Genomic DNA, 23552 nt, shown 5'->3' with positions numbered 1-23552 from the left:
TCAGTTCCTGTTTCTGTACTCATTAGGCGACATTTGTAATCTTTTTTCAAATTGCTTCAGGAATTGGCCATAGTTCGCGTACCCCACTCGCTCGGCAATCTCCCCGTTATTTAAGCTTCCGTCCCGGAGCAGCCCAACGGCTTCTTCAATGCGAAAGTTATGGATCATTTCGTTAAAAGAAACGCCGTTCTTCTTCTGGAGTAATTGGCCCAAATAAACCGGATGAAGGTAAAACACCTCCGCTAACTTTTTAATCGTCAAAGGCTCACGGTAATGCTCCCGGATATAGGCGTTGATGTCTTGAATGACTCCCTGGGACCGTTGGGCTTTGTCCATCAGAAGCCCATCGATGCACTCTGTCCCTAACGCTTGGATCCGGTCCATTAATTCCCGCAGGGTTGGCACCGCCGAAACTGTGCCGGGAATGTCGTATTTGCTTTGCAGTTCCGCCGCCTTGTCCGGGAGTTCCTCCAGGTGTTCCATCATGAGATAAAACAAATGAATCCCAAATTTACGCACGATGTCCGGCGTTAGGTAAAGTTCCCGGAACCTACGCTCCGCCTCGGACAGCCCTTCCTCCAAGCCCGCTTTGTCCAGCAGTTGAATCGCCCCTATAATGCGATCCACCAGCTCGGTTTGATCGTACCTGCGGTGGAACTTCAGCGCAGCCACGTTACGATACTCCATAATCCCGGCAGGGCCTTCCGCATAAAACTGATGCTGCATCGCTGTCTGAGCCTGTCTGAACGCAGCTGGAATCTCTTGCAGGCTTGTCACGCCCTGCCCCGCCGATGCGACGACTCCAAGACTGCGGCATAATCTCTCCAGTTCGTTGATCCATTTAGCGCCGTCCGGCCCATCCTCGCCGGGATGAAATCCGTACACCAGGGCCAGAAGGCCCTCATCCAAGCCGCTATAGTCCAGATCGATGAGATACATGGCTTCCCTCTCCCCGACATAGGCGGCAACTTGCTCCCGGGTCTCGGCAAAGCAGCTGTCTCTTGGCTGAATGAGACACACATTCCACGCCTTCCGCAGGCTCGAAAGCGCAGCGATCCGCCCCTCATCCCGAGGGAGCCCCGGCGAGGGATGGAGCCATCCCTTAAGCAGACCCACTGTCTCCTCATAGGAAGCGATCCGGCTGATGCGTTGACGCTCCTGCTCCTCCGCCAGCTCCTGATAGATCGCCCCGAGCTCTTCGGCGGCGATCTCCTCGTCAATCGGCTTCAGCAAATACCGGGTGACACCAAAGCGGAGCGCTTTTTGTGCATATTGAAATTCACTGTATCCGCTTACGATCGCAAAGCTGACCTGTCGGGTATTCTGCTTCTGCCACGCCTCGATCATTTCCAGTCCATCCATTCCCGGCATCCGCACATCGGTAACAACTAGGTCCGGCTGCAGCTGGCCGATCTTCTCCAGCGCCTCCGCGCCGTTGCTGCTAGTCCCGCATATCTCAAAGCCCAGCTCCGGCCAGTTGATCCACAGCTGCATCCCCTCCAATGCTGCCGGCTCGTCATCCACCAATAACACCTTGAATCTCATGGCTCTTTCCCCCCTGATTATCCTCCCTGGTGTTGAAGCCGTTTGACCGGAATTTCGATACACACTTTTGTCCCTTGTCCCGGCTTGCTGTCGATGTTAAAGCGAACCTGATCGTTGTAGTACAACTCGAATCGGCGATACACATTGCGAATGCCAATGCTGTTCCCGGACGTGTTCTCGCTCCGTACGGTTAGCAGCATTTCCCGCAGCTGCTCCGGTTTGATGCCTTTGCCGTTATCCGAAATGACGATGCGAAGCCGTCCGTCTTCCACGCGGGCTTTAACGGTAACGAGCCCATTGCCCTGCACCGCTTGAATTCCGTGCTTGCAGGCGTTCTCGACCAGCGGCTGGATGCTCATCTTCGGAATCGTATAATGCAGCGCTGCCTCCTCAATGTCGAAGACGTACTCGAATTTATCCCGGAAGCGGAATTTTTCGATTTTCAAATACATGTCGATAAACCGAATCTCCTCTTCCAGCGTAACGAGGTCCTCCTTCCAGCGGAGCAACCGGCGCAGCAGCTTGGACAAGTTCTTAATGATGTCCGTAACGTCGGAGTAGTTCTTTTTCGTACAGACCACTAATATCGCGTTCAGCGTATTAAACAGAAAATGCGGGTTCATCTGGCTCTGCAAGAAGTTCAGCTCTGCCCGCACGCGCTCGGCTTCAAGGCTCTTCTGCTGGATTTCCAGCTTGTAAACGTTGTTGATCAACGCGTTGATGCGAGCGGTCATCATGTTAAAGTTGCGGATCAGGCCGCCGATTTCATCGCGTCCTTCATCGATGTTAATCAAATCGAATTTCTCATTAGTGACCTTCTGCATATGGCGCGAGAGCCGCTTCACCCGGTAATGATAGGAGCGGAGCATGACGAAAATGAAGATCGACGTGAATAAGGTGATTGCCGCAACCAACATCCCAACGAACAAGCGCATATCGAACATCGCCTTGGACAACCGGGTGCCCTGCGGGATCCCGATCAGCCGCCAGCCTTTCACGTATTTGGCATTCCCGATGACTACGGACTCCACCCCCTTCTCCCGATCCTCGGCAGACAATTCAAGCTTGGGATAACCCACACTTGTATCCTGCCGATAGCCGCTGTCCGCCGACACGATGATTTCATCGTTCCCGTTGACCAGATACAAATCCAGGTAGTCCCGCTCCCGGACGATCACGTCGTAAATTTTGCTGAGATCAATATCGATCCGCAGCAGCTTGTCGAAGGTGTTATAGGAATCGTAGTAGTCCATTTTCTCAATCACGCTGAAATAAGGCTCGGTATTCGCTCGGTTCGTAGCTTGAGATGCGCGGTACGCTGCGACAACCACCGGGTCCGACGAACTGCTCCAGATCCGGTACCATTCGCTACCCTTCACCTCATCATTGATCATATGATAATTGCCCCCGGGGACGATCGTCGGATTGGTGGTGTATATCCCGATTCGCAGAATCTGATTATTGACCGGAATGTAGCTGGTCACCCGATTGCGCAGCTGCTCATCAAACGTTTCGTAAAAATCGACCGGGCCCGAGTAGATTCGGTCCATCTTTTCATACAGCGTCTTATCGGTGTTCAGGGCATGACTAACCGCTACCCCGCCGTCGATAAAATCGAGAATATCCTTACGGGCACGCTCCATGGAAATCTCCAGGTTCTGCTTCTCGCGCTCTTTAATAAAGTCAGTCATCCGCCCCATGAACACCAGGTTAATAACCAGGATCGGCAGTAGCACGCCAATCAGGTAGATCAGCATAAATTTCGTCTTCAGCGGAATATCGTTCACTCTTCCCCGGAATCTCCATCTTCCCATGCTCGCACCACCTCGGGCTTATTCGGCCAATCTGGGCCCCTTTAGTTTCTGGGGACCGTCATGTTGAAACTCGGATTTATAGACAGAGGGCAGCATACCAATCGACTGTTTGAATTTGCTGATAAAATAGTCCGTATTCGGATAACCCACCTGCAGCGCAATATCGGAAATTTTCATCGAGGTGCGCTTCAGCAGTCGTTTGGCTTCCTCCAGCCGTTTCTCGTTGAGATAGTCGTTGAAGGTTTTGCCTGTTTCTTTTTTGAACACCTGTCCTAAATAGGTCGGGTTCATATGAAACTGCTTGGCAAGGGTTTGCAGCTTCAGCTTGCTGCGAAACTCCTCATCCACGTACTGAATGACCTGAAAAATCGTGTTATTCTCGTTCTTCCGGCGCAATCCGGCTAGCAGCAGCGAGGCTTCCCGGCACAGCTTTAGGAGATACGGCTTCAACGCGGCGTAATCGCTGATCCCGTTCGATTCTCCTTCGTTCCCCTGCACACGAACCATAAAAGCGTCGGCATCGCCGCCGGCCTTCTTGATCCTGCGGCATAACGTGAGCTCCACATTAGCTGCGAAAGCTCGTAGGGTCTCCAGACCAATCTGGCTGCTGGCAAGGGCGCCAAACACTTCCTCCACCACTGCTCCCGTTGATCCGGGATCCCCTTGAAGCACGGCGGCCAACAGCAGCTCAACCTTGCCCTTCAACACATCCTCCGAACTGTAAGGCTGCGGAAGATGGCATAGCATGAAGAAGCCAGTTTTCCCCTTCTCGCGCTTTGCTTTGACGGTCTCCAGCGTTTGCAGGTACAGCTCCCGGATGGAGCGGATGCCTTTCCCGACACGGCTGACGGCAATCACTGCCGGCGACCCTATCTCCGAAAGTTCACTGCTGATCGCCAGTCCCATCTCTTCGATCCGCGGCTGCGGCATTTCATCCGTCCGCAGGATCATCCCAAACCGGCCTGAGCCGTCCATGAAGGAACGATCCGCATCCGCGGGTTTCGAGAAATAACTGAGTACGCGTTGCTTTAGAGGTTGCGGATCCATCCCGGCGTCGAACAGCATACATTGCAGCTCCGGCTCACCCCCGAGCTGAAGCGCGGCGGCCGCCTCCTGCTCCAGCTGAAGGCCATCTTCCCCCTGAATCAATCGGTTCAGGAGGTTATTTTTAAATAACGTTTGCTTCCGTAACTTGGACTGCTCCAGTTCCCGCTCCTCGGCAATCATCTGACCGAGACGGTCCAGAATGGCCCCGAACTCGTCTTCGTCAATCGGCTTCAGTAAATACTCCGCCACCCGTTGCCGCATCGCCGTAAGGGCGTAGTTAAAATCGTCGTAACCGCTTAGAATCACAAATTTAGGGGGCCTTGCGAGCAGCCGTTTACTCCGTTCGATCAGTTCCAAGCCGCTGATGACAGGCATATGGATATCTGTGACGACTAGTTCAGGTCGCAGTTCCTGCATTTTGACTAAAGCCTCCGGACCGTCCAGCGCTTCACCGCAGACTTGAAAGCCGTGCCTTTCCCAATTCACCATGGTTCGCAGACCCTCCAGCACCCAAGGCTCATCATCAACCAGAAGCACTTGCAACATCGCTGTCATCCCTCCCTTTTTACGTGAATTCCATGGATCTATAATTCAGCCAATATCCACCATGTAAGCGCACACATTTTATGCTAGCACAAAACCTTTCATTTGTGGGGACTTAATTTATCCAACAAACAAAGGCAGTTCAGAGCAATGTGCTCCGAACTGCCTTTGTTGAAGGTTAGATTATTGATTTAGCAGATGGTCTCGAAACCACGCTGCCGCTGTCTGAACCTCGGTTTCGGTTAACTGATGCCCGTAAGGCTCCCAATGCACATGCACTTGGGCCCCGGCACCTCGGAGCAACCCCGCCAACTCCTCGGTTTCCTCCGGTTTGCACATCGCGTCGTTCCGTCCCGCCCCGATAAAGACAGGGATTCCTGCCATCTCCGGCAACGGCACGCCCCGCCGTGGAACCATCGGATGGTGCAGAATCGCCCCGCTGAGTGCGCCCGCATGGTGGAACAGGAGGCTTGCCGCGATATTGGCACCGTTGGAATACCCCACGGCCACGAGGCGGCGCCGATCGAAGCCGTAGCGCTCTGCCGCCTCGTCCAGGAATTCATGCAGCTCCTTCGTGCGCAGCACCAGATCCTCCTCATCGAATACGCCCATCGCCAGCCGCCGGAAGAAGCGCGGCATCCCGTTCTCCAACACGTTCCCTCGGACGCTAAGCACAGCGGAAGTTGGGGAGATGATCTCTGCCAGCGGCAACAGGTCCCGCTCCGTACCGCCGGTTCCGTGAAGCAATAGCAATGGAGGTGGCGCCGATTCACCGCTAGCCGTCGTTATCCCCGGCTTGTAAATATGCTTTAGCTTCATCCCAGCAGGTCCTCCTTCAGCACCCGGACTTCAAACGGGGTGAGGTTTTGTTCAATGGCTTCACGATGCGGTTCATACCAAGCGGGAAGCATCAACCGTTCCCCCAAATGCTCCGGCGACTCATCATTGGCGAACCCCGGCGGATTTGTAGCGATTTCGAACAAGATGCCGCCCTCCTCCCGGAAATACAACGCGTGAAAATATTGCCGGTCCACAATGGGCGTCGGATGATAGCCGTGCTCGGCAACCCGAACTCTCCAGGCTTCATGTTCCGCAAAGTCCCGGGCTCTCCAGGCGATGTGATGCACCGTCCCGGCTCCGCCCGCCCCGTAATCCAACGGCTTGATGTTGACGTCGATCACGTCGCCAAGGTCACCCTCGGCTTTGAAGCGGGTATAATGGCCCTCTGTTCCAAGCTTCTGCAAGCCCAATACGGTTTCGAGCAACGCAGCCGTTTTCTCTGGGGCCATGCTGTAGAGCACCGCGCCGCCAAAGCCTTTGATCGCCCAATCGGCCGGAACGCCGCCAAACGACCACATGTTAAGCGGACCCGCAGCGCGTTCCACCAGCTCTAGCTGGAGTCCGTCCGTGTCATGGAAATGCAGGTAGGTTTCGCCGAATCGGCGAGTCTCGGTCGTGGAGATGCCAAATTTGCCCAGGCGTTCCCGCCAGAAGTCCATCGCGCCGACTGGGATGGCGAAGGTGGTGATTCCAACCTGGCCGCCGCCAACCCGGCCGCGCCGAGCCCCGGGCGTCGGGAAGAAGGTCATAATCGTTCCCGGATTCCCGTCCTCATCGCCGAAGTACAAATGGTACACCTCCGGGGCATCGAAGTTGATCGTTTTTTTGACTAATCGGAGCCCCAGCACTCCTGCGTAAAAATCGACATTCGCCTGCGGGTCGGTTGCAAATGCGGTGATATGATGAATCCCTGAAGTTGGATGTACCATGTGTAACTCCTCCTTAAATTGGGACGGTGGGCAAGCTCAAAAACGGTTAATGCTGACGAACTCGCCAACCGGCTTACGGTAACCGCGCGGGCGGAAGCTCGAGCTGTCTTCTTTGCCGATCGCAATCAGCATCACCGGGATGTAATTGTCCGGGACGTTCAGCAAGCGGCGCAACGCATCAGGATCAAACCCGATCATCGGGCAGGTATCCCAGCCGCGGTCCTTCGCGACGAGCATCATCTGCATGGCCGACAGACTGCCGCTGCGAATCGCCTCTTCCCGCATAAACGCTTCCCCCCGGCTCTCATAGAACCCGATCGTATCCGACACAAGAAAGTCATACTCCTGCTTGCTGAGAAAGCCCAAGTTCAGCAGGCCTTCGTTCATCTCCCCGACATCCTTGTGGGCATCCACTTTTCCGAGTACCAGAATCACTGCGGAAGCGGTCCGGATTTTATATTGCTTCGCCGCAGCTTCATACACTTGCTCCTTCACATCAGGGTCCTTCACTACAACATAATGGGTATGCTGCAAGTTAAACGCCGAAGGTGCGAATTTCGTAAGATTAAAGATTTCTTCCAGTTCCTTGTCTTGGATTTCCACGCCCGGGATAAATTTATTCACCGACCGGCGGGTTTTGATAATCGTAGTAAAATCATGCTCATTCGAACTCATCCCTAATTTCCTCCTAAATAAAACCCTAAGTTACGTTTGCGATCTCATTTGATGGCTCATAGCAGAGCATCGAGGGAGTAATCTCCGGCCCCGGACAACATCAAGCCAACCAAAACGGCAATCAGCAGCAAATTGTATTCAAAGCCGCCTGATGTCGACCAATACCCGTTCTTCCCATGAACGGAAACGATCGCCACGATCATCGTAAGAATCAGCAGTGCCGCGCCCACGTGCGTAAACAAGCCAGTTGCCACCAACAAGCCGCCGCCAAACTCAGCGAGACCTGCTAGCACAGCCATCAGCACCCCAGGCTTCATCCCGATGGATTCAAACCAACCGCCGGTTCCTCTAGGACCGTGACCGCCAAACCAACCAAACAGCTTTTGCGCGCCATGCCCCATCATCGTCAATCCCAACACCAAACGAATAATTAATAATGCCAATTCCATATTCAATTCCAATGACTCCTTTGCTTTTAATTTATTTTCTGAGTACGTACTGCACGCACGAATCGTATATCTCTAAGTATCGAGAATCTTTATATTAAGATATTTGGCCTGAAAAGACGTCCTCTGACGCCCTTTCCCGCCGCCTATCGGAGCTTCGTCATAAAATCAATTCCTTGAAATCGATGCTTCTAGTCTTCACGCCGTCCTCTTGCCGTCTCCTTGCCGCTACTTAAAACCAGCCTGCGCCGATTTCCCAAGCTTCTTCAGCAGCATCCCCGCGATCTGCTTCTCTTCCGAGGAAAGACCGCTGACGGCCTCCTCGATGATATCGGTAATCCTCGGGAACACATCTTCGATGAACTCTCGTCCCTGCTCGGTGAGTTCTGCGTAAACTAACCGCCGGTCTTCCGCGCAATCCTTGCGGGTGACGTACCCCTTCTTTTCCAGCTTATCTACGACATACGTAATATTGCCGCTGCTCATCAACACTTTAGAGCCAATTTGCTGAATCGGTTGTCTGCCTTTATGGTACAGCAAGTCTAATACGCTAAACTCAGTCCGGTTTAATCCGTATTTCCGAATCTCCTTATCCGCATGCGCATGTACCCACTCGTTGGCTCGGGACAAGACGATAAACAAATGCAGCGCCTCATTCTTCGTTGGATCCATCTGTGAACTCACCTCCATGTCATGTTCGGACTATGATAACTATAGCATAGGGTAGCCTCAAGCGTCTTGAATAATTCTTAATATGAGATATCTTGATATTAAGATACATGATATCGAGATAAGTGTCAACCCACCTTTGCAAAAAAAAAACAGCCGACCAGATCGATCTCCCGGGCAGCTGATGAAGAATGCACCTCTTTCACTCGTGCTATAGTTACTTTCTGCCGCGAGCCGACGCGCTGGTCCGCACGTTCGTCAGCACGTTGACTGCAAATATGATGACACTGATCACGACAAGGGTTCCGCCAATCGCTACCAAAGGCTCCAGTTGTTCGGAACCGTTCAGCACCAGAGATAAACTGATCATCATGACCGGAAGTCCGATGGAGTACGTCCAGAACTGGATTTTGCTCAGCACGCTTTCCCCTGCTCCCGGAAACAACACATAAATCACGCCCGCTAACGCGAAAGACGCCCACCCCAGCAAATTCACGTGAGCATGAACGCCCGATAAAGTATAGTCATGCTGCATGGACATGTACATGCCTAGCAATACACCGATGACAAAATAAACGACCGACACCTTAATATACGTGATCCCCAAACCGTCGCCTCCCCCAACTGGAACAAGTGATCCTTACATGTTCAAAATATGTCACAATTAAGGGGAATATTCGGACGTTGACTATTGCCATTCCTCCGGCAACAGCCGTGCGTAATGCGGTTGAAGGTAACGGTCGTCGATCAGGGCCAAGCGGCCATAGTCGGTCTCCGAGCGAATCAGGCGCCCGCCGGCCTGCAGCACCTTATTTATGCCGGGGTACACATAAGCATAATCGAAGCCATCTCGTCCGGTCGCCTGAAAGTAGTCGCGGATCAAGTTGCGTTCCGGACCGATTTGCGGCAAGCCAACACCGATGATCGCCACGCCTGTCAACCGGTCGCCGACAAGATCGATGCCCTCCGAGAACAAACCGCCCATGACGGCAAACGCGATAAAGGTCCTCCCTGGCTCAGGGTTCGGAACAAACGCAGCCAAAAACTGCTCCCTCTCCTCCTCCGTCATCCCCGCCTGCTGAAGCAACAGCTCCGTCCCATCCTCCTTGGCAGCGGAAAAGTCCTCATAGATCATGTTCATATAAGCGTATGAAGGGAAGAAAAACAAATAATTTCCCGGCCGGCCGCGGGTTACCCCCTGCAGCGCACGAACAAGCGGGCCCCGTGTCTGTTCCCGATCCTGATATCTGGTGGACAGCGGCACCACAACCACTTCCAGCTGATCCCGAGAAAAGGGGGACGGCAGCGTGATCGAATAATCGTCCGGCCCGGCCCCTAACATGTCGCGGTAATACCCCATCGGTGATAAGGTCGCCGAGAATAAGATCCGCGAGCGAAACCCTTTGCTCATCTCCTGCAGCAAATGAGAGGGATCAAGACAAAACAGCTTCACCCGCACGTCCTCCCTGGTGATCTCAGCGTAGGTGACGAACCGATCATCGTACAGCTTGCCCATTCGGCTGAAATGCAAAGCGTCAAAATAAGCCTGAAGCAACAACTCCCGCGTCTCGGCCTCTGGACTGCCTGGAGCATATGCCTGTCCGGCGGCGGAGGGATCGATGGCCAACTCCCGTTCGGCCGCCTCGGCAAAAACCTCCACCCGCTTCAGCAACACCTCTGGCGCGGTCCGATCCACCCAAAGTGCCCCTTCTGCCTGCTTCCGCAGTGCAATGAACTCCGCGTTCACTGCCTTCGCCGCCTTCGCAACAGAAGGATTCTTCGCTTTATAGATTCGTTGCAACTCGAGGAAGCTGGATTTCAGCAGCTCGGCCGAATACATCTCCCGGGCTCGGTCGACCAAATTATGCGCCTCGTCAATCAGTAATGCAGTTTCTTTCTTCTGTTCAGTAAACATGCGCTGCAAAGACACTTTGGGATCAAACACATAATTGTAATCACAGATCGTCACATCGGCGGCATAGGAGAGGTCCAGCGAAAATTCAAACGGGCACACCCGGTGCTTCCGGGCGTATGCCTCAATGACCGGTCGGACAAGCTGGGTCTCGTTCGCCAGAATATCCTGAATCGCCCCATTGATCCGATCGTAATAGCCATCGGCATAGATACAGTCTTCCTTGGTACAGCGAACCTCTTCACGGAAGCAGATTTTCTCCTTCGCGGTCAGCGTGACCACCCAAGCTTGCAACCCCTGGGCTTCCATCAACGTAAAGGCATTCTCTGCCGCAGTCCGGGTAATCGTCTTGGCAGTAAGGTAATACAGCTGATTCAGCTTGCCTTCCCCCATCGCCTTCAACGCCGGAAACGTGGTGGAGATCGTCTTGCCAATGCCGGTTGGCGCCTGGGCAAACAAACCGACAGCTTCCTCGATCGTCTTGTATACCGCGCCCGCCAGCTTCCGTTGCCCGGCCCGGTATCCCGGAAACGGAAACGCCAGCTCTGCGATGCTCCGGTTCCGCTCGCGCCGATGATGGCGAAGCAGCCGGGCATACGGGGCATATTGCTGAACGACGTCATACATAAACGTCTCCAGTTCGTCGATCCCGGCGCGCGTCCGAAACTGCTTCCGCTCTCCCGTATCCAGCTGGACATACGTCAGCTGAATCCCCATCTCGCTCAGTCCGTTGGCTTTGGCGTACATGTACGCATAGCATTTCGCCTGAGCCCAATGCACGGGATAGGTGTCCTCGTCGATGGCCGCCAGATCCCCGGCCGTCGATTTGATCTCGTCCACGGTTAAGCTTCCATCCTCACCGACCAGCAGCCCATCGCAACGCCCGTCCACGACAAAGAGGAGATCCCCGCAGGGAATCTCCGCCTTGACATACACTTCCTTCTGATCTCCTTCGCCGTACTGCTTCTGTATCTGCTGATGCGCCTTCGTGCCTTCCGTCAGCGAAACGGCGGCGCGAAAGCCGCCTTCCAAGCTGCCGCTGCGGAATACATGCTCCACTAGAGGGCGCACCGCGATCGTAATTGTGGACTCTTTTGCCATAAATCTATGTGTCACCCGCCGATATCCATAGGGAACATTTGTTCCACTAGTATATCACGAACTGACGAGGATCGCTATGCAAAGCGGTTTGCCCAAGACTCTGACAAGAGCTATTGACGTACGTGCAACGCCCGGAACTCGTCCTCCAGAATGCTCATCAGAATCGAATCATGGTACTTGTGATCGTAGAACAACGCTTCTCGCTGCACGCCCTCTCGCTTGAACCCCAGCTTCTCATAGACGTGCATCGCCCGGGCATTGTAGTCGAACACATTCAGCTCAATCCGGTGAAGATTCAGTACGCCAAAGCCGTAATCCAGCATCAGCTTCATGGCTTCGCTGCCGTAACCCTTCCCGGTATCCGACGTCTGGTTAATCGCAATGCGAATGTTGCAGCAGCGGTTGCTCGGATCGATATCCTGCAGCGCAATGTCCCCGATAGGCCGGTCATCGTCCCGTCGTACAATCGCCAGCAGTACGGTGAAATCGTCCTGACTTTTCCGCTCCAGATAGGAGGCGATAAAATCCTTCGTGAAGTGACGTTTCGTCCCCGTCCATTTTCTCACTTCCGGCTCATGCAAATTCAAATAATACCACTCCGCATCCTCCACGTTCATCGGGCGGAGATATACTTTTTCACCCATTAGAAAACCCGCGTTACTCATCGTTATGTTCCCCTTTTTCATCTCTTGGCTTATTCTCTCTTACTGCACATGTTCATCTTGCTGCGTTGTTCTTTTCGCATCTTAACACGGTACTGTATACTGAAAAATATACAAATCGAGAAAAAATCAAAGGACAGTTTGCCATCGAAGGAAGGGGATCCACGAGTGTATATCATACCGCACCAAAATGACGGACAAACTGGGAAGGCCGGGCGTTCCTACCGGTACGTCGAAATTTATGAGTCGTTCAAACGGGACATCATCGCCGGTTCGCTTCAAGAAGAGCAACGTTTGCCTTCGATCCGCAAGCTGGCGGAGTTCCTCGGCATCAGCACTACGCCCGTCGAGCTGGCCTACCAGCAGTTGATCGCCGAAGGGTTTATCGAGAGTCGGCCGAAACGGGGATACTTCGTTGTCAAACTGCCGGAGCCCTATAAGGCACTTGAGCTGGGACACGAGAAGCCGGAAGGCCGGGACCGGGTGTCGTCGAAGTCCGCTGCAGCTGCTGCTATGCCTCAAACGAAGCCTGCACCAAACGAGAAGAAGGCGGGATTCCCACGATACGATTTTCACCTGTCTAAGAACGATTTCAGCTTGTTTCCTTTTGCCCTATGGAAAAGACTACATAACCAGCTCTTCCGCCCGGAATATGCAGACCTGCTGTTCTACGGAGACGCTCAGGGGGACCCGGGATTACGGCGTGCCATCGCCGGATATTTAGGCCGGTTCCGCGGGGTGAAAGCCTCCCCGGACCAGATCGTTATTGGGGCGGAACAACATCTGCTGCTTCTGCTGCTAGGGCAAATGCTGAAGGGGGAGATCGATTCCGTTGCTGTTGAAGAACCCGGTTACCGGATCGTTCCCGCTACGCTGGCTGCCCTGGGCTTCTCGGTCCATCCGATCCGCCTTGACGAGCACGGGCTGCGCCCCGATTTGTTGCGGGCCAGTGGAGCCCGGATCGCCAGCGTGTCTCCGTCCCACCAGTTTCCGACTGGTCTCGTCATGCCATTATCCCGCCGACTGGAGCTGCTGGAATGGGCCAAGACGGTGGACGGCTACCTGATCGAAGACGATTACGGCGGAGAGTTCCGCTATCAAGGCAAACCGGTGCCGGCGTTGCAAGGACTGGTCCCGAACGACCGCGTCATCTATCTCGGCGGCTTCTCCCAGGTGTTAGCCCCGGATATCTGCATCCATTATCTCGTGTTGCCCGAGCATCTGGTGCCCCGGTTCCGCGCCTTGCGGCGGCATATTCTGTTTGAAGCGTCTGCGTCGGGGATACATCAGCGAACGCTGGAGCGGTTTATTCAGGAAGGACACTTCGAACGGCATATCCGGCGAATGCGGAATCTATATCGCAAAAAAAATCGGCAGCTCGTCGCCTCCCTCACATCACATTTCGGGAAACAAGCTGCCGTTACCGGTGATAGCGCCGGGATGCATGTGATTCTAAACGTCAAATCCCGCCTACCGGAAGCACAGCTGCTGCAGCTGGCTGGACAAGCCGGCGTACGGATCGCCTCTGCCGCCTTCTATTGGGAGGCACCGCCGGAAACGGAGCTCAAATCGTTTATGCTCGGATTCGGCGGCATCCCGTTCGATCGGATCGATGAAGGCGTGGCTCGACTCCAGGAGGCCTGGTCGACCTGGCTTCAGGAACTTCCGCATACAGATCATTGATCGACCCGGATGTTGTAATCCTTCTTCAAATATTGGTGGATTCGGCGGAAATCCGCCGCGGTCAGCTCGCTTAACCGCTTGTGCCCCTTCTTCCATTCCCGCGCGAGCAGGATGCCCATGGTTTCCGCGGCCAAAGCAGTGGTGGGGATGATACGGGCGCTGCCGTAGGCTTTGATTTCCGCACCGATATTTTTGCCAGCTACCAGGACGTTGTCGTAATTCTTCAGCTCAAAGGAACGCAGAGGAATCCCGTAGCGGTCCGGCTTCCCGAAACCGATCCCCTTCTTCAACGCGCGAGTTGCCTGTAAATCGACGGGATATCCTCCAAGCGTCACATTATCCCAGAACATCCGACTCGACATCACGTCTTTATAGGTCAGCACGTATTCCGTTTCATAACGGTTATAGTCGCGAATGTACAAATAATCGGGATATCCATTGAGCTGCGCTTTGCTGAACCCGGGAATATGTTCACGTAAAAATTTGGCGATATACGGGGCTTCGGCCTTGCCCTTAGCCACGGCAGAGCGGACCGATTTCGGATCGGCCGGATCGACATCGTAAATCAGTAAGCCATTAACGATCACTTCACCGTCTTTCTGATAGGTGGCATTCAATCCTCTCAGTAGTAGCTGGGAGTCTCGCGGCTTGTACTGGTAGGTTATGTTGCTGAAGCCAGTGGCGAAATCCCAATCGACATATGTATTGGGGCCGTATTTCTTGACGACATTCGTCAGCGGATAATCCTCTAGCACCGCTTGATGCAGCTTGCCCCAGTTAACTCCCTTGAACCGCAGCATATATGTAGCGGCCATATAATCCGGCTTCTTGCCGTTGTACAAGCTTTCCATCCCCGGGATTCGTTTGTTGCCAAGATGGACGGTGAGTGCGTTAAAGTCGGTATTTTCCACAAAGTATCCCGCCTGTACTTGATACAGTTTGCCGTCTTTGGCCAGGTAGGTGATTGATTTCAGCGTCTTCCCTTGCTTTGATTTGCCGGTTTCATTAATCTCCACGCTGTCAATGACGATGCCGCTTCGCATTGGAATCCCTCGGATCATCTTACGGTAATAGTTTTCAAAAGCAGACAATTTACGAATTGTCCCGGCATTATAGCCGTCGTACAACGATTTCATTTCGCCTTGCACCAAACTGCGCTTACGATTGTCGTTGGGTTCGTCCAGCACCAGCATCTGTCCTTGGATCAGCTCCCCGCCCGGCTTCTCGCGAGGATCAAGGATCAGTACGCTTAGCCCGGCATCATGCGCCCGCTTTGCCAAGAGCACCCCTTCAATTTCACTGCCAATCATAACAATGTCATAACGTTGACAACCCGGACCGCAGGATACGGGGGATGCGGTTGAAGCGGACGCTGCGATCGCCGGAGTTGAAGCGCCCACCGTTTCGAGCAGCAGCAGTATGCACAGGAGTGCCAATACACAACGTTTTGTTAAAGTTTGTTGGTTATTGGGATAAATATGCATAAATTCAGGATCGCTCCTCTATATGGGATTTAATGACATATTATCTCCCGAAGAGGTATCGTATCCAGTAAATTTTTGTTATATTATGGTGTTATCTGTTAATTCATGCCATGTAACAAACGAGATAAGCTCTGCAGCTTGGAGGGATCAAGGGGAGCCAGTCCGTTCCCGTCGATTCGAACCGCAGAGCCGAAGTGTACTTCGCTCACGCCTGTATCCGCAATGACTTGGGAGACCGTCTCCAGGGTTAAGCCGTGTCCAGCTAAAATGCGCACCGAGCCGCCGCGTGCCATCTCCACCAGCTCCCGAATTTCGGAAACCGCCTGCGGCGCCGGGCGCGGTCCGCCCGAGGTCAGCACCCGGTTCACCTGCGGGTACTGCATGAGTGTGCGCAAACCGGACGGCAGATCGGCCAACTCGTCAAACGCCCGGTGAAACGTAACGTTCAGCTCCCCCGACAGCGCTAAGATCCGCTCCAGCGCAGCCTCATCAATCTTTCGATCGGCCGTCAGTGCGCCAAACACAATCCCCGCCGCCCCCGTTTCGGCGATCGCGCGCACTTCGGCTTCCATCGTCAATAAATCGGCTTCCCCATATACAAAAGATCGGCTATGCGGGCGCACCATCACATGAACGGGAATAGACACCGCCTTCACCACTTGTTGAACCATGCCAATCCCTGGGGTGAGTCCCCCTTCCGTCATCGCTGTAATCAGCTCCAGCCGATCCGCTCCATTTGCCTCCGCCACGACGGCGTCCTCTACACAGGTTGCGATAACCTCTAGCAGCATCAGATAACCTCCTTCACTCGAGGATAACAATTGTACCCCTATGTTAGCGGGTCTCGTTCAAAATAACAAACCATTAGCCGAGCCCGCAGCTTAAGCGGCTTGTTTGCCAAAGCGCTGGAGCCGGATGAACGTTTCGTACGACTCCCTCTGTCGAGAGAGGTGCTCCAGAGCGGACCGCATGCGGTAGCGAGCTTGCTGGAGGACGTGATCCGAAGACATCTCTAGTGGAGGATGTGCGAGGCGGCCACCCGCTTGTCGCAAGCGTGTTGCACCACCTTGACACGAAACGCATTCACGAAATGCAAAAGTACAGTTCATTTGCACCAAAACCGGTCATATTTGAAGCTTCAAATGTAAAAGTGCAGTTCATGAGCCGGCAATCGGCTGGATTCTACTCTAATCATTCCCTTTCAACTGTACTTTTGCAGTTAATCACCCAAAAATACGCAATCTGCTTGATTTTAGATGTACTTTTACAGTTAACTGGTTCCCCGCTAGGTACAGCAAGCCGCCTCCAGCAACCTAAAAAGGACTTGGAGTTATTCTCCAAGTCCTTTCCCTTTGCCATTATCCCGCTCGCTCAGCTTAGTTCAGCTTATTTTAGCTCAGCCCAGCTCTGTTCAGCTCTGCTCTTCACAGTCCCACTCAGCCTAATTCTGCTCAACTCAGTTCAGCTCAGCTCGACTGCTTCAATTGCTTGCTGCGCAGCTGCCCGCAGGCCGCATCGATGTCGGCCCCGTGCTCCAGCCGGACGCTGACGCTAAGGCCTCGTTTTTTGAGCGCATCGTAGAAGGCCAGCACGGATGGCTGTTCACTCCGCTGATACTGGCTGTGCTCATCCACCGGATTATACGGGATCAGGTTGACGTTCACGAACCGGTCTCCCAGCAGATCCGCCAATTCCTGTGCATGTTCCGTTCCGTCGTTCACGCCTTTGAGCAAAATATACTCGATCGTCAGCCGCCGGTTCGTCCGCTCCAGGTAATAATCAATGGCCGCCATCAGCTTCTCAATCGGAATCGCTTTATTGATCTTCATGATCCGTGTGCGCAGCTCATTGTTAGGCGCATGCAGCGATACAGCCAAATTCACTTGCAGATCAGAATCGGCAAACTCGATGATTTTGTCCGCCAGACCGCTGGTCGACACCGTAATGTGGCGCGGACCAATCGCAAGTCCTTTCGGGTCCTGGATCACTCGCAGGAAGTCAGCCATATTGTCATAGTTATCAAAAGGCTCCCCGATCCCCATCACCACGATGTGGGATACGCGCTCGCCTTTACCCTGCCGGTCCAAATGCATTTGCACCTTCATGACCTGCTCCACGATTTCTCCGCTCGTCAGGTCCCGACTCTTCTTCAACAGCCCGCTGGCGCAGAAGCTGCAGCCGATATTACAACCGACCTGGGTCGTCACGCAAACCGACAGGCCAAATTTATGGCGCATAAGCACCGTCTCAATCAAATTGCCGTCCTGCAAACGGAACAGGAACTTGATCGTTCCATCCATCGACTCTTGGCGGACATGCTCCTCCAAGGTTTCGATCACAAACTGTTCTTTCAGCAAGGCGAGGCATTCGGGATGAACGCCTTCCATCGCATCAAACGCAGTGACCCGTTTGCGGTACAAGCCTTCCCACACCATCTCGGCCCGGCCTCGTTTATGTCCACGGTCCAGCAGCCAAGCGGCCAGCTGATCCTTCGTCATACCATAAATCGATTGTTTATTCATCCATATCCTCTTTCTAAAGGAACTTAAGTCATTTTTTAATTATACCTAATCCGACATCCCGAATGCCACAGGTAAAAAAACGAATCCCATCCCCCACGTCCATTTACACAGATACCTATCCCCTTTAAACGAACGTTAACATTCGCCCTCTAAAGTGAAGGTATACTCGCTTAGGATACTCGGATGTTCTACGAAGTTATATTCCCTAGCGGTCCGCGGTCCGGCCCGCATACTGGACTAAGGTCGGAATGAAATCACGCCGGACGCCCGGTTTGATTCTTCCATGCTTCCTATATACTGGAACTCGGAATGAATCGACGGAAAGAACCGTGAATTTTCGATTTCGGTGGAAAGGCGGCAGCGATCATGAAGCATAACATGCATATCGTCATCCTAACCGCCGGATACGGCAACGGCCATATCCAGGTAGCGCGGACGCTGGAACAATCCCTGCTCCGTTCGGGTGTCCGTTCGGTCCATGTGATGGACCTGTACCGTGAAGCCCATCCGGGACTGAATTCCATTTCCCGGCATCTTTACTTATACAGTCCGTGGTTCTCCGCTTACGGCTTAGATTATTACGGTTGGAGCTATTACGCTACGAAGGATCTCCAGAAGACAAGCGCGATAGCGAAATGGGGAAACCAGTTCGGTATGAAAAAACTCATCGCCCTGCTCCAAAAACAGCGGCCTGACGCAATCATCAACACCTTCCCCTTCGGCGGCATCACGGAACACTTGCGAAAACACGGCATTCAGGTGCCGGTCTTTACCGTAGTGACCGACTTCAGCTTGCACAACCGCTGGTTGTTCACGCAGCCGGATCGTTACTATGTGGCGACCGCAGATTTGAAGCGGGAGATGATGGAACGCGGCGTGCTGGCAGAGGACATTGTGGTCAGCGGGATCCCCGTGCGGGAGCCGTTTTATGAGCCGGGGCGCCCCCCATATCCGCTGGCGCAGAGCCAAACAAGGCGATCCTTGGAGAGAACCCGCTCGATTCTGGTCATGATGGGGGCGCATATTCCTTTGCCCGATGCCCAGCGGATCATCGCCAAGCTGTTGGCGCTGCCGGATGTGCGCGTGGACCTCGTCTGCGGAGGCAACGAGAAGCTGCGGCGTCGCCTGGAACGACGTTTCGCCGGTCACGAACGGCTCCGTCTATTCGGTTATGTCGAGGCGATCCACGACCGCATGCGAGAAGCCGACTGTATCGTGACGAAGGCCGGTGGGATCACGTTGTCGGAAGCGATCCAGATTCGCACGCCGATCGTGGTTTACAAGCCGTTCTCCGGCCAGGAGCGGGAAAACGCAAGGTACCTGGAGCGCAAAGGCGCAGCCGTAGTAGCCTCCTCACCGCGAGCCTTGGCGGAGCAGGTGCAAGAGCTGCTTGATTCTGAGGTCCGCAGGGCCCGAATGCTCCAGCAGTACGACGAATTAGCCGCGGGTTGCGCCACCGAGACGATCGTCCGGGATGTGCTGCGCCTGACAGGCCATCTGCCGGCGTTGGCGGATCGCCGATGATTCAGCGGACCGCATCGTTGACGATGAAATGAAGGACGAATAAGAGGCAAGGGGTCTGACTCATATGAAAAGTACTCGACGATCGATATCCAGCAATCATCTTACACCAGCATTTCTGCACTGTGCGACCATATTGTTTTTCACAGAAATCGCCCGCAGTGCCTTTCTCATTTCGTTCCTGCCTGCCTATGCCAAAGAGCGCCAGATTACGCTGGCGGCGGTCGGCCTAGCGATCTCGGTCCACTATTTGGCCGACACGCTGATTAAGGTCCTCGCAGGATACGTACTGGATCGGTTCCCCGCCCGGGTGATCTTGAACATTTTCCTGCTGCTCGGACTGTTGGGCCTGTTCGTCTCTTACGGGGTTCATGCTCCTTGGGCGATTGTCCTTGGGGCAGGCCTGATCGGGATTGGGGTCTCCCCCGTCTGGCTGCTCTGTCTCTCCGAGATCCAGGAGGATCGCCGCGGCTCACAGATGGGCTCGATTTATACGATTTGGCTCATCTCGCTGGGGCTTGGCCCCGTTGGCGTCAATTTTCTGATCGACCGCAGCTATACGTTATCGTTCTGGCTATTGGCCGGATGCTGGGCCGCGGGGTGGCTGCTAGCTGCCTTCAAACGGATGGATTTATCGTCCCGGCGCTTGCTGGAGCGCACGGTTTCGTTGAAACAGCAAATACGTGAAATCGGGAGCAAGCTTGTACAGATGAAGCCGCTGGTCCCCGGCATGATTGTGCAAACGCTGGCTGCCGGGCTGCTGGTGCCCGTCCTGCCGAGCTTTGCCTCCGAGTATTTGGCGCTGGATTATTCGAACTATTCCATCATGTTGATGGCTGGAGGCTGTATGACCGTCCTGCTGCTCGTTCCGATGGGCCGGCTCGCCGACAAATGGGGATATAAATGGCTGTTGATCGCCGGTTTTGGCGTCTTGGCCGCCTGCCTTGGATTGCTGATCTACTCCCGCCAGATCTTCAGCACGATGCTGCTCGCCGTCTGTCTGGGTGCAGCATATGCCGCCGTGCTCCCGGCATGGAACGCCATCCTGTCCCACTACGTTCCTGCGGAGCAAAAAGCGACCGGCTGGGGGGTTCTCTCCGGCATCGAAGGGATCGGGGTTATCCTCGGCCCGATTCTAGGCGGCTGGATGGCAGAAAGCTTCGACGTCACAGTAACCGTTGGGATCAGCTCCCTGTTGTTGTTTGGCATCATGTTGTTTTATTGGATTCGTCCTGTGCGACAGCATCAACGGGAACAATACCGCCAGCGTAGTTGAGTTGCAGTTTGGGTTTATTTTGGTCATGGATTGGAGGGGTTGGAATGAGACATCGCTATTATCTTCGGTTGCGCGAGTACGATAACCGGCTGTTTCTGTGGTGCAACCATTCGCTAAGTCATCCGTGGCTGGATCGGATCCTGAAAGGACTTACCCATCTGGGCAGCGCTGTGTTTACGATTACTCTAACCCTTTCTGTGGTCCTCTTCACCACAGGGGTATGGCAAAGGGCTGGATGGCACAGCCTGATCGCCCTATCCGTGAGCCATCTGCTGGCGGTTGTGATTAAGAAACGATTCCAACGCACGCGCCCTTACGAAGCGTTGCAAAATGCGCGGATCTCCATCCACCCGCTCAAGGACTACTCGTTCCCATCCGGGCACACCACGGCCGCCTTCTCAACGTTTATCCCGCTTCTTTACGCAGCGCCGGGTCTGGCTCAACTGCTTCTGCCGCTGGCTTGTATCGTTGGCCTGTCGCGAATTTATCTAGGCGTTCACTACCCCTCCGATGTGCTGGCGGGCGGGTTACTGGGAGCCGCAACAGCCCTTCTCGTTGTTTTAAGCGCAGGCCTGGTCTAGCACGTTATGACTTCATACAGAAAGAGAGGACATTCCATGCAAGTAAAAAAGATCATGAAGCATTCCGTCCAAAAGGTTTGGATGGGCTGGGAGCAGGTGTTTGAGCTGTTTAGTCGACTGCGCTCCAAATACGCCGGAGAGTTCGGCATCTGCAAAATGTTTGTCACCCAGTATCGCGGCAAAAGCATGCAATGCGAGGATGGGACGTGGATTCAAGACGGAGATTGGATTGGAGAGTTACATCTGGATAATCGCCAGATCCTCGCTATGCTGCAATCCAATGAGGCGAACCGAGTCGCCTTAAAGATCGCCCGGCTGACAAGAAAAGCGATGACGCAAATCTGCGCCGAAATGCAAAGCAACCCGCAGCTTAGTCAAGTGAAGGCGCTGCAAGGAATTACGCTCCTGCATCGGGGCATCACGCATGGGTTAGGCTTCGAAACGCATCATGTTGAACACGGGGCATTTCGGACATTAACGACCACCTATCTGCGTTTGCTGCTCACCGTCTTTCATCCAAGCCATCGCAAACGGATCACCGGCCATGCGGACAAGCTGATTCCGGTCAAGCTGGTCATGAGCCGCGCGTCGCTGTTCCGGCAATTTGGGCCATTAGAGATGGAGACGGCGATGTAAGGCGCAGCAGAGAGTTACGTTATTTTGAGGCTAGTCGATGAAACCCGCCAGTCCATGCTCGGTTAAATAATCCATCTCCAAGTCAAGGATCGTTTCCACGGTTAATTCGTCGAGCTTCATATCGTTTCGGCTTAGGACATAATCCACCAGTTCATCGCCGTCAATCTCGACCTCGCCATCGGCGTTTTGCGCTGCCTGATTGATATAATCAGCTTCGTGCTTTAACACCAATCGCACGTGGTCCACACTCGTCTTCGCACGCTCTGCAATAAACTCGACCATTTCCTGTTCATTCATTTGATCGCTCACCTTAGGTTCACTCCTGCTAGGTTAGTTTGATTTCGCCTCTAGTCTTTCTCGTAGATATAAATTTTAGTCCGGTACAAATCCCGGCAGGTGACGATCTTCCTCGGCTGCCAACCCGGCAGGGCAAAGCATATGCTGATCACCCGCGCACCCGGGAGCAGCTTCTCGCGAAGCAGAGGGTTCAGCCGACGCATGGCTCCAGGATACAAATAACAGATTACCGTACCTGCAGTTTCGTAAGGAAACGCATATAAATCTCCCCGCAAAAATTGCACCTGAGAATACGAACTCCACCGCAAGCTCAACCGGGAAAATAACCACGGAATCAACGAATTCTCAACTCCGATGATTCGCCAATGCGGATAAGCCTTCGCTAGCGCCAAGGCCAGCGTTCCCCATCCGGCTCCCGCCTCAATGATAGGGTTAACGGTGGCCATTGGAGCCTCTCCAGCGAGGGCAGCGGCCCGCTCCAGTTGTTTCATTTCCGTGATGACCGCCTGCCTCACGGGAGCGGAAGTGGGCATCGGCGAAATGCCATTTCGCCAGCTCCGATAAACGATCGCTACAACCACTAGCAGCAGAAGTAGTAGGAATATAGCGGTCAGGATCGTGTAGACGGAAGCTGGCATAGGGACATCTCCTTCAACGTTTGTGTTCAACTGCTTGCATTGTACCAGAAAACGCCAACTTTAGGACGATCCCTTGACCACTTTCCAATTCCCATCACAAGAGGCGTGAATCGTTCCGTGCCGTTGAATGTACTCCGCCACTAGCTCTGCCATGTCAGTCTGGATCTCGCGAACCACCGGCTTGCCCCGGTACATCTCATAATCGCCGCCCCCGCCAGCGCGGTAATTGTTCATCACGACGTCAACTTCAGCGTCGTCCTGCAGCGGCGCTCCGTTACGGGTCAGCTTCACGACCCGTTGCCCTACGGGCTGGGCGATATCAAGCTCGTACTCAATCCCCTCCCACATGTCGTAGTTGTAGTGCTGAGCCTTCGGCTGGATATACACCGGATTTACCGTAATTTCACCATCCGTGTCCAAAACGAAATAATTCGCTGTCTGCTCCAGCGCCTTCCGGATATCCTTCCCTGTTAAGCGGAGGACGGTCAGTGTGTTCGGGTACATGAAGTTCGTCAACACATCTCGCAGCGTGATGCTTCCGGCAAACCCTTTGGATGCCTCGCTCAGCAACGCGGCATTGGACACGTCAACTCCAGCAGCCTCCATCTGCACCCGATTCACGAACTCCATAAACGGATGATCCGCCAAGCGACAGGCGAGCGGGTTTTCGATCGTCATATCGCCCTCCACCCGGCCGATCGGCTGGTCAAGCCAAGCCTGTGTAGCCGATT

22 protein-coding genes are annotated in these 23552 nt (G+C 54.0%); 5 read left to right on the top strand and 17 right to left on the bottom strand.

The window, feature by feature from the left end:
• The 11 genes from PBA01S_RS02295 to PBA01S_RS02245 form a co-directional block, all read right to left on the bottom strand.
• Entirely contained in the window at window positions 1–1545 is a 1545-nt protein-coding gene (locus PBA01S_RS02295) for a response regulator (protein WP_127575222.1), read from the bottom strand.
• A 17-nt stretch (window positions 1546–1562) separates the two neighbouring features.
• A complete protein-coding gene (locus PBA01S_RS02290; protein ID WP_009223572.1) occupies window positions 1563–3359 on the bottom strand; it encodes a sensor histidine kinase in 1797 nt (598 codons plus the stop codon).
• 18 nt (window positions 3360–3377) lie between these two features.
• On the bottom strand, window positions 3378–4952 hold the full coding sequence (locus tag PBA01S_RS02285) for a response regulator transcription factor (RefSeq protein WP_127575221.1): 1575 nt from the start codon (window positions 4950–4952) through the stop codon (window positions 3378–3380).
• A gap of 180 nt (window positions 4953–5132) precedes the next feature.
• Window positions 5133–5768 (bottom strand): alpha/beta hydrolase, encoded by a 636-nt coding sequence (locus tag PBA01S_RS02280; protein WP_127575220.1) that lies wholly within the window; start codon window positions 5766–5768, stop codon window positions 5133–5135.
• Entirely contained in the window at window positions 5765–6718 is a 954-nt protein-coding gene (locus PBA01S_RS02275) for a ring-cleaving dioxygenase (RefSeq protein WP_127575219.1), read from the bottom strand. Before PBA01S_RS02275 ends, PBA01S_RS02280 begins: the two co-directional genes overlap by 4 nt.
• Before the next feature lie 36 nt (window positions 6719–6754).
• A complete protein-coding gene (locus tag PBA01S_RS02270) occupies window positions 6755–7393 on the bottom strand; it encodes a nitroreductase family protein (RefSeq protein ID WP_127575218.1) in 639 nt (212 codons plus the stop codon).
• 56 nt (window positions 7394–7449) lie between these two features.
• The gene (locus PBA01S_RS02265) at window positions 7450–7842 is read right to left on the bottom strand and encodes a DoxX family protein (RefSeq protein ID WP_051417193.1); all 393 of its coding nucleotides are present in this window, start codon (window positions 7840–7842) and stop codon (window positions 7450–7452) included.
• A 225-nt stretch (window positions 7843–8067) separates the two neighbouring features.
• Window positions 8068–8511, bottom strand: a complete 444-nt coding sequence (locus PBA01S_RS02260) for a MarR family winged helix-turn-helix transcriptional regulator (RefSeq protein ID WP_127575217.1) — start codon at window positions 8509–8511, stop codon at window positions 8068–8070.
• A gap of 214 nt (window positions 8512–8725) precedes the next feature.
• Complete coding sequence (locus PBA01S_RS02255) at window positions 8726–9115, bottom strand: heme-copper oxidase family protein (protein WP_127575216.1); 390 nt, start codon at window positions 9113–9115, stop codon at window positions 8726–8728.
• An 81-nt stretch (window positions 9116–9196) separates the two neighbouring features.
• On the bottom strand, window positions 9197–11521 hold the full coding sequence (locus tag PBA01S_RS02250) for an ATP-dependent DNA helicase (protein ID WP_127575215.1): 2325 nt from the start codon (window positions 11519–11521) through the stop codon (window positions 9197–9199).
• Window positions 11522–11631: 110 nt separating this feature from the next.
• Window positions 11632–12186: a GNAT family N-acetyltransferase gene (locus tag PBA01S_RS02245; RefSeq protein ID WP_016314329.1), complete on the bottom strand. Its 555-nt coding sequence runs from the start codon at window positions 12184–12186 to the stop codon at window positions 11632–11634.
• A gap of 165 nt (window positions 12187–12351) precedes the next feature.
• On the opposite strand from PBA01S_RS02245, the gene pdxR reads away from it, so the two are divergent.
• Entirely contained in the window at window positions 12352–13866 is a 1515-nt protein-coding gene (pdxR, locus tag PBA01S_RS02240) for a MocR-like pyridoxine biosynthesis transcription factor PdxR (protein ID WP_255315270.1), read from the top strand.
• Here pdxR and PBA01S_RS02235 read toward each other — a convergent pair.
• The 3 genes from PBA01S_RS02235 to rlmN all read right to left on the bottom strand — a co-directional run bounded on the left by PBA01S_RS02235 (window position 13860) and on the right by rlmN (window position 17872).
• A complete protein-coding gene (locus PBA01S_RS02235; protein ID WP_028540353.1) occupies window positions 13860–15350 on the bottom strand; it encodes an FAD-dependent oxidoreductase in 1491 nt (496 codons plus the stop codon). The two genes, pdxR and PBA01S_RS02235, sit on opposite strands and share 7 nt — an antisense overlap.
• Before the next feature lie 98 nt (window positions 15351–15448).
• Entirely contained in the window at window positions 15449–16141 is a 693-nt protein-coding gene (locus tag PBA01S_RS02230) for a copper homeostasis protein CutC (protein ID WP_028540354.1), read from the bottom strand.
• A 675-nt stretch (window positions 16142–16816) separates the two neighbouring features.
• Window positions 16817–17872: a dual-specificity RNA methyltransferase RlmN gene (gene rlmN, locus PBA01S_RS02220; protein WP_085169922.1), complete on the bottom strand. Its 1056-nt coding sequence runs from the start codon at window positions 17870–17872 to the stop codon at window positions 16817–16819.
• A 366-nt stretch (window positions 17873–18238) separates the two neighbouring features.
• Here rlmN and PBA01S_RS02215 point away from each other — a divergent pair, with 366 nt between their 5' ends.
• The 4 genes from PBA01S_RS02215 to PBA01S_RS02200 all read left to right on the top strand — a co-directional run bounded on the left by PBA01S_RS02215 (window position 18239) and on the right by PBA01S_RS02200 (window position 21886).
• A complete protein-coding gene (locus PBA01S_RS02215; protein WP_127575212.1) occupies window positions 18239–19396 on the top strand; it encodes an MGDG synthase family glycosyltransferase in 1158 nt (385 codons plus the stop codon).
• Between the two features lie 64 nt (window positions 19397–19460).
• The gene (locus PBA01S_RS02210; protein ID WP_028540357.1) at window positions 19461–20669 is read left to right on the top strand and encodes an MFS transporter; all 1209 of its coding nucleotides are present in this window, start codon (window positions 19461–19463) and stop codon (window positions 20667–20669) included.
• 44 nt (window positions 20670–20713) lie between these two features.
• Window positions 20714–21250, top strand: a complete 537-nt coding sequence (locus PBA01S_RS02205) for a phosphatase PAP2 family protein (RefSeq protein WP_036701615.1) — start codon at window positions 20714–20716, stop codon at window positions 21248–21250.
• 36 nt (window positions 21251–21286) lie between these two features.
• Entirely contained in the window at window positions 21287–21886 is a 600-nt protein-coding gene (locus PBA01S_RS02200; RefSeq protein ID WP_127575211.1) for a YkoP family protein, read from the top strand.
• Window positions 21887–21916: 30 nt separating this feature from the next.
• Here PBA01S_RS02200 and PBA01S_RS02195 read toward each other — a convergent pair whose 3' ends face one another.
• The 3 genes from PBA01S_RS02195 to PBA01S_RS02185 all read right to left on the bottom strand — a co-directional run.
• Window positions 21917–22195, bottom strand: a complete 279-nt coding sequence (locus PBA01S_RS02195; RefSeq protein ID WP_127575210.1) for a hypothetical protein — start codon at window positions 22193–22195, stop codon at window positions 21917–21919.
• A 38-nt stretch (window positions 22196–22233) separates the two neighbouring features.
• The gene (locus PBA01S_RS02190) at window positions 22234–22821 is read right to left on the bottom strand and encodes a class I SAM-dependent methyltransferase (RefSeq protein WP_127575209.1); all 588 of its coding nucleotides are present in this window, start codon (window positions 22819–22821) and stop codon (window positions 22234–22236) included.
• 60 nt (window positions 22822–22881) lie between these two features.
• Window positions 22882–23552, bottom strand: a 671-nt coding sequence (locus PBA01S_RS02185) for a 5'-nucleotidase C-terminal domain-containing protein (RefSeq protein WP_174844451.1), incomplete at its 5' end; no start/stop codon positions are given.

Origin of the sequence: Paenibacillus barengoltzii NBRC 101215, assembly GCF_004000745.1 — a bacterium.
GTDB classification, from domain to species: domain Bacteria; phylum Bacillota; class Bacilli; order Paenibacillales; family Paenibacillaceae; genus Fontibacillus; species Fontibacillus barengoltzii.
Note: the sequence above shows the minus strand (reverse complement) of the source record. Positions and strands in the feature narration are given on the sequence as shown.

What these genes read in the sequence shown, in the direction of transcription:
- PBA01S_RS02235 (WP_028540353.1), bottom strand. Translation starts at nt 15,350, where the DNA reads ATGCATATTTATCCCAATAACCAACAAACTTTAACAAAACGTTGTGTA.
- PBA01S_RS02275 (WP_127575219.1), bottom strand. Translation starts at nt 6,718, where the DNA reads ATGGTACATCCAACTTCAGGGATTCATCATATCACCGCATTTGCAACC.
- PBA01S_RS02270 (WP_127575218.1), bottom strand. Translation starts at nt 7,393, where the DNA reads ATGAGTTCGAATGAGCATGATTTTACTACGATTATCAAAACCCGCCGG.
- PBA01S_RS02285 (WP_127575221.1), bottom strand. Translation starts at nt 4,952, where the DNA reads ATGTTGCAAGTGCTTCTGGTTGATGATGAGCCTTGGGTGCTGGAGGGT.
- PBA01S_RS02190 (WP_127575209.1), bottom strand. Translation starts at nt 22,821, where the DNA reads ATGCCAGCTTCCGTCTACACGATCCTGACCGCTATATTCCTACTACTT.
- PBA01S_RS02295 (WP_127575222.1), bottom strand. Translation starts at nt 1,545, where the DNA reads ATGAGATTCAAGGTGTTATTGGTGGATGACGAGCCGGCAGCATTGGAG.
- PBA01S_RS02230 (WP_028540354.1), bottom strand. Translation starts at nt 16,141, where the DNA reads ATGCTGCTAGAGGTTATCGCAACCTGTGTAGAGGACGCCGTCGTGGCG.
- PBA01S_RS02245 (WP_016314329.1), bottom strand. Translation starts at nt 12,186, where the DNA reads ATGAGTAACGCGGGTTTTCTAATGGGTGAAAAAGTATATCTCCGCCCG.
- rlmN (WP_085169922.1), bottom strand. Translation starts at nt 17,872, where the DNA reads ATGAATAAACAATCGATTTATGGTATGACGAAGGATCAGCTGGCCGCT.
- PBA01S_RS02290 (WP_009223572.1), bottom strand. Translation starts at nt 3,359, where the DNA reads ATGGGAAGATGGAGATTCCGGGGAAGAGTGAACGATATTCCGCTGAAG.
- PBA01S_RS02200 (WP_127575211.1), top strand. Translation starts at nt 21,287, where the DNA reads ATGCAAGTAAAAAAGATCATGAAGCATTCCGTCCAAAAGGTTTGGATG.
- PBA01S_RS02265 (WP_051417193.1), bottom strand. Translation starts at nt 7,842, where the DNA reads ATGGAATTGGCATTATTAATTATTCGTTTGGTGTTGGGATTGACGATG.
- PBA01S_RS02210 (WP_028540357.1), top strand. Translation starts at nt 19,461, where the DNA reads ATGAAAAGTACTCGACGATCGATATCCAGCAATCATCTTACACCAGCA.
- PBA01S_RS02205 (WP_036701615.1), top strand. Translation starts at nt 20,714, where the DNA reads ATGAGACATCGCTATTATCTTCGGTTGCGCGAGTACGATAACCGGCTG.
- PBA01S_RS02280 (WP_127575220.1), bottom strand. Translation starts at nt 5,768, where the DNA reads ATGAAGCTAAAGCATATTTACAAGCCGGGGATAACGACGGCTAGCGGT.
- PBA01S_RS02250 (WP_127575215.1), bottom strand. Translation starts at nt 11,521, where the DNA reads ATGGCAAAAGAGTCCACAATTACGATCGCGGTGCGCCCTCTAGTGGAG.
- PBA01S_RS02215 (WP_127575212.1), top strand. Translation starts at nt 18,239, where the DNA reads ATGAAGCATAACATGCATATCGTCATCCTAACCGCCGGATACGGCAAC.
- PBA01S_RS02260 (WP_127575217.1), bottom strand. Translation starts at nt 8,511, where the DNA reads ATGGATCCAACGAAGAATGAGGCGCTGCATTTGTTTATCGTCTTGTCC.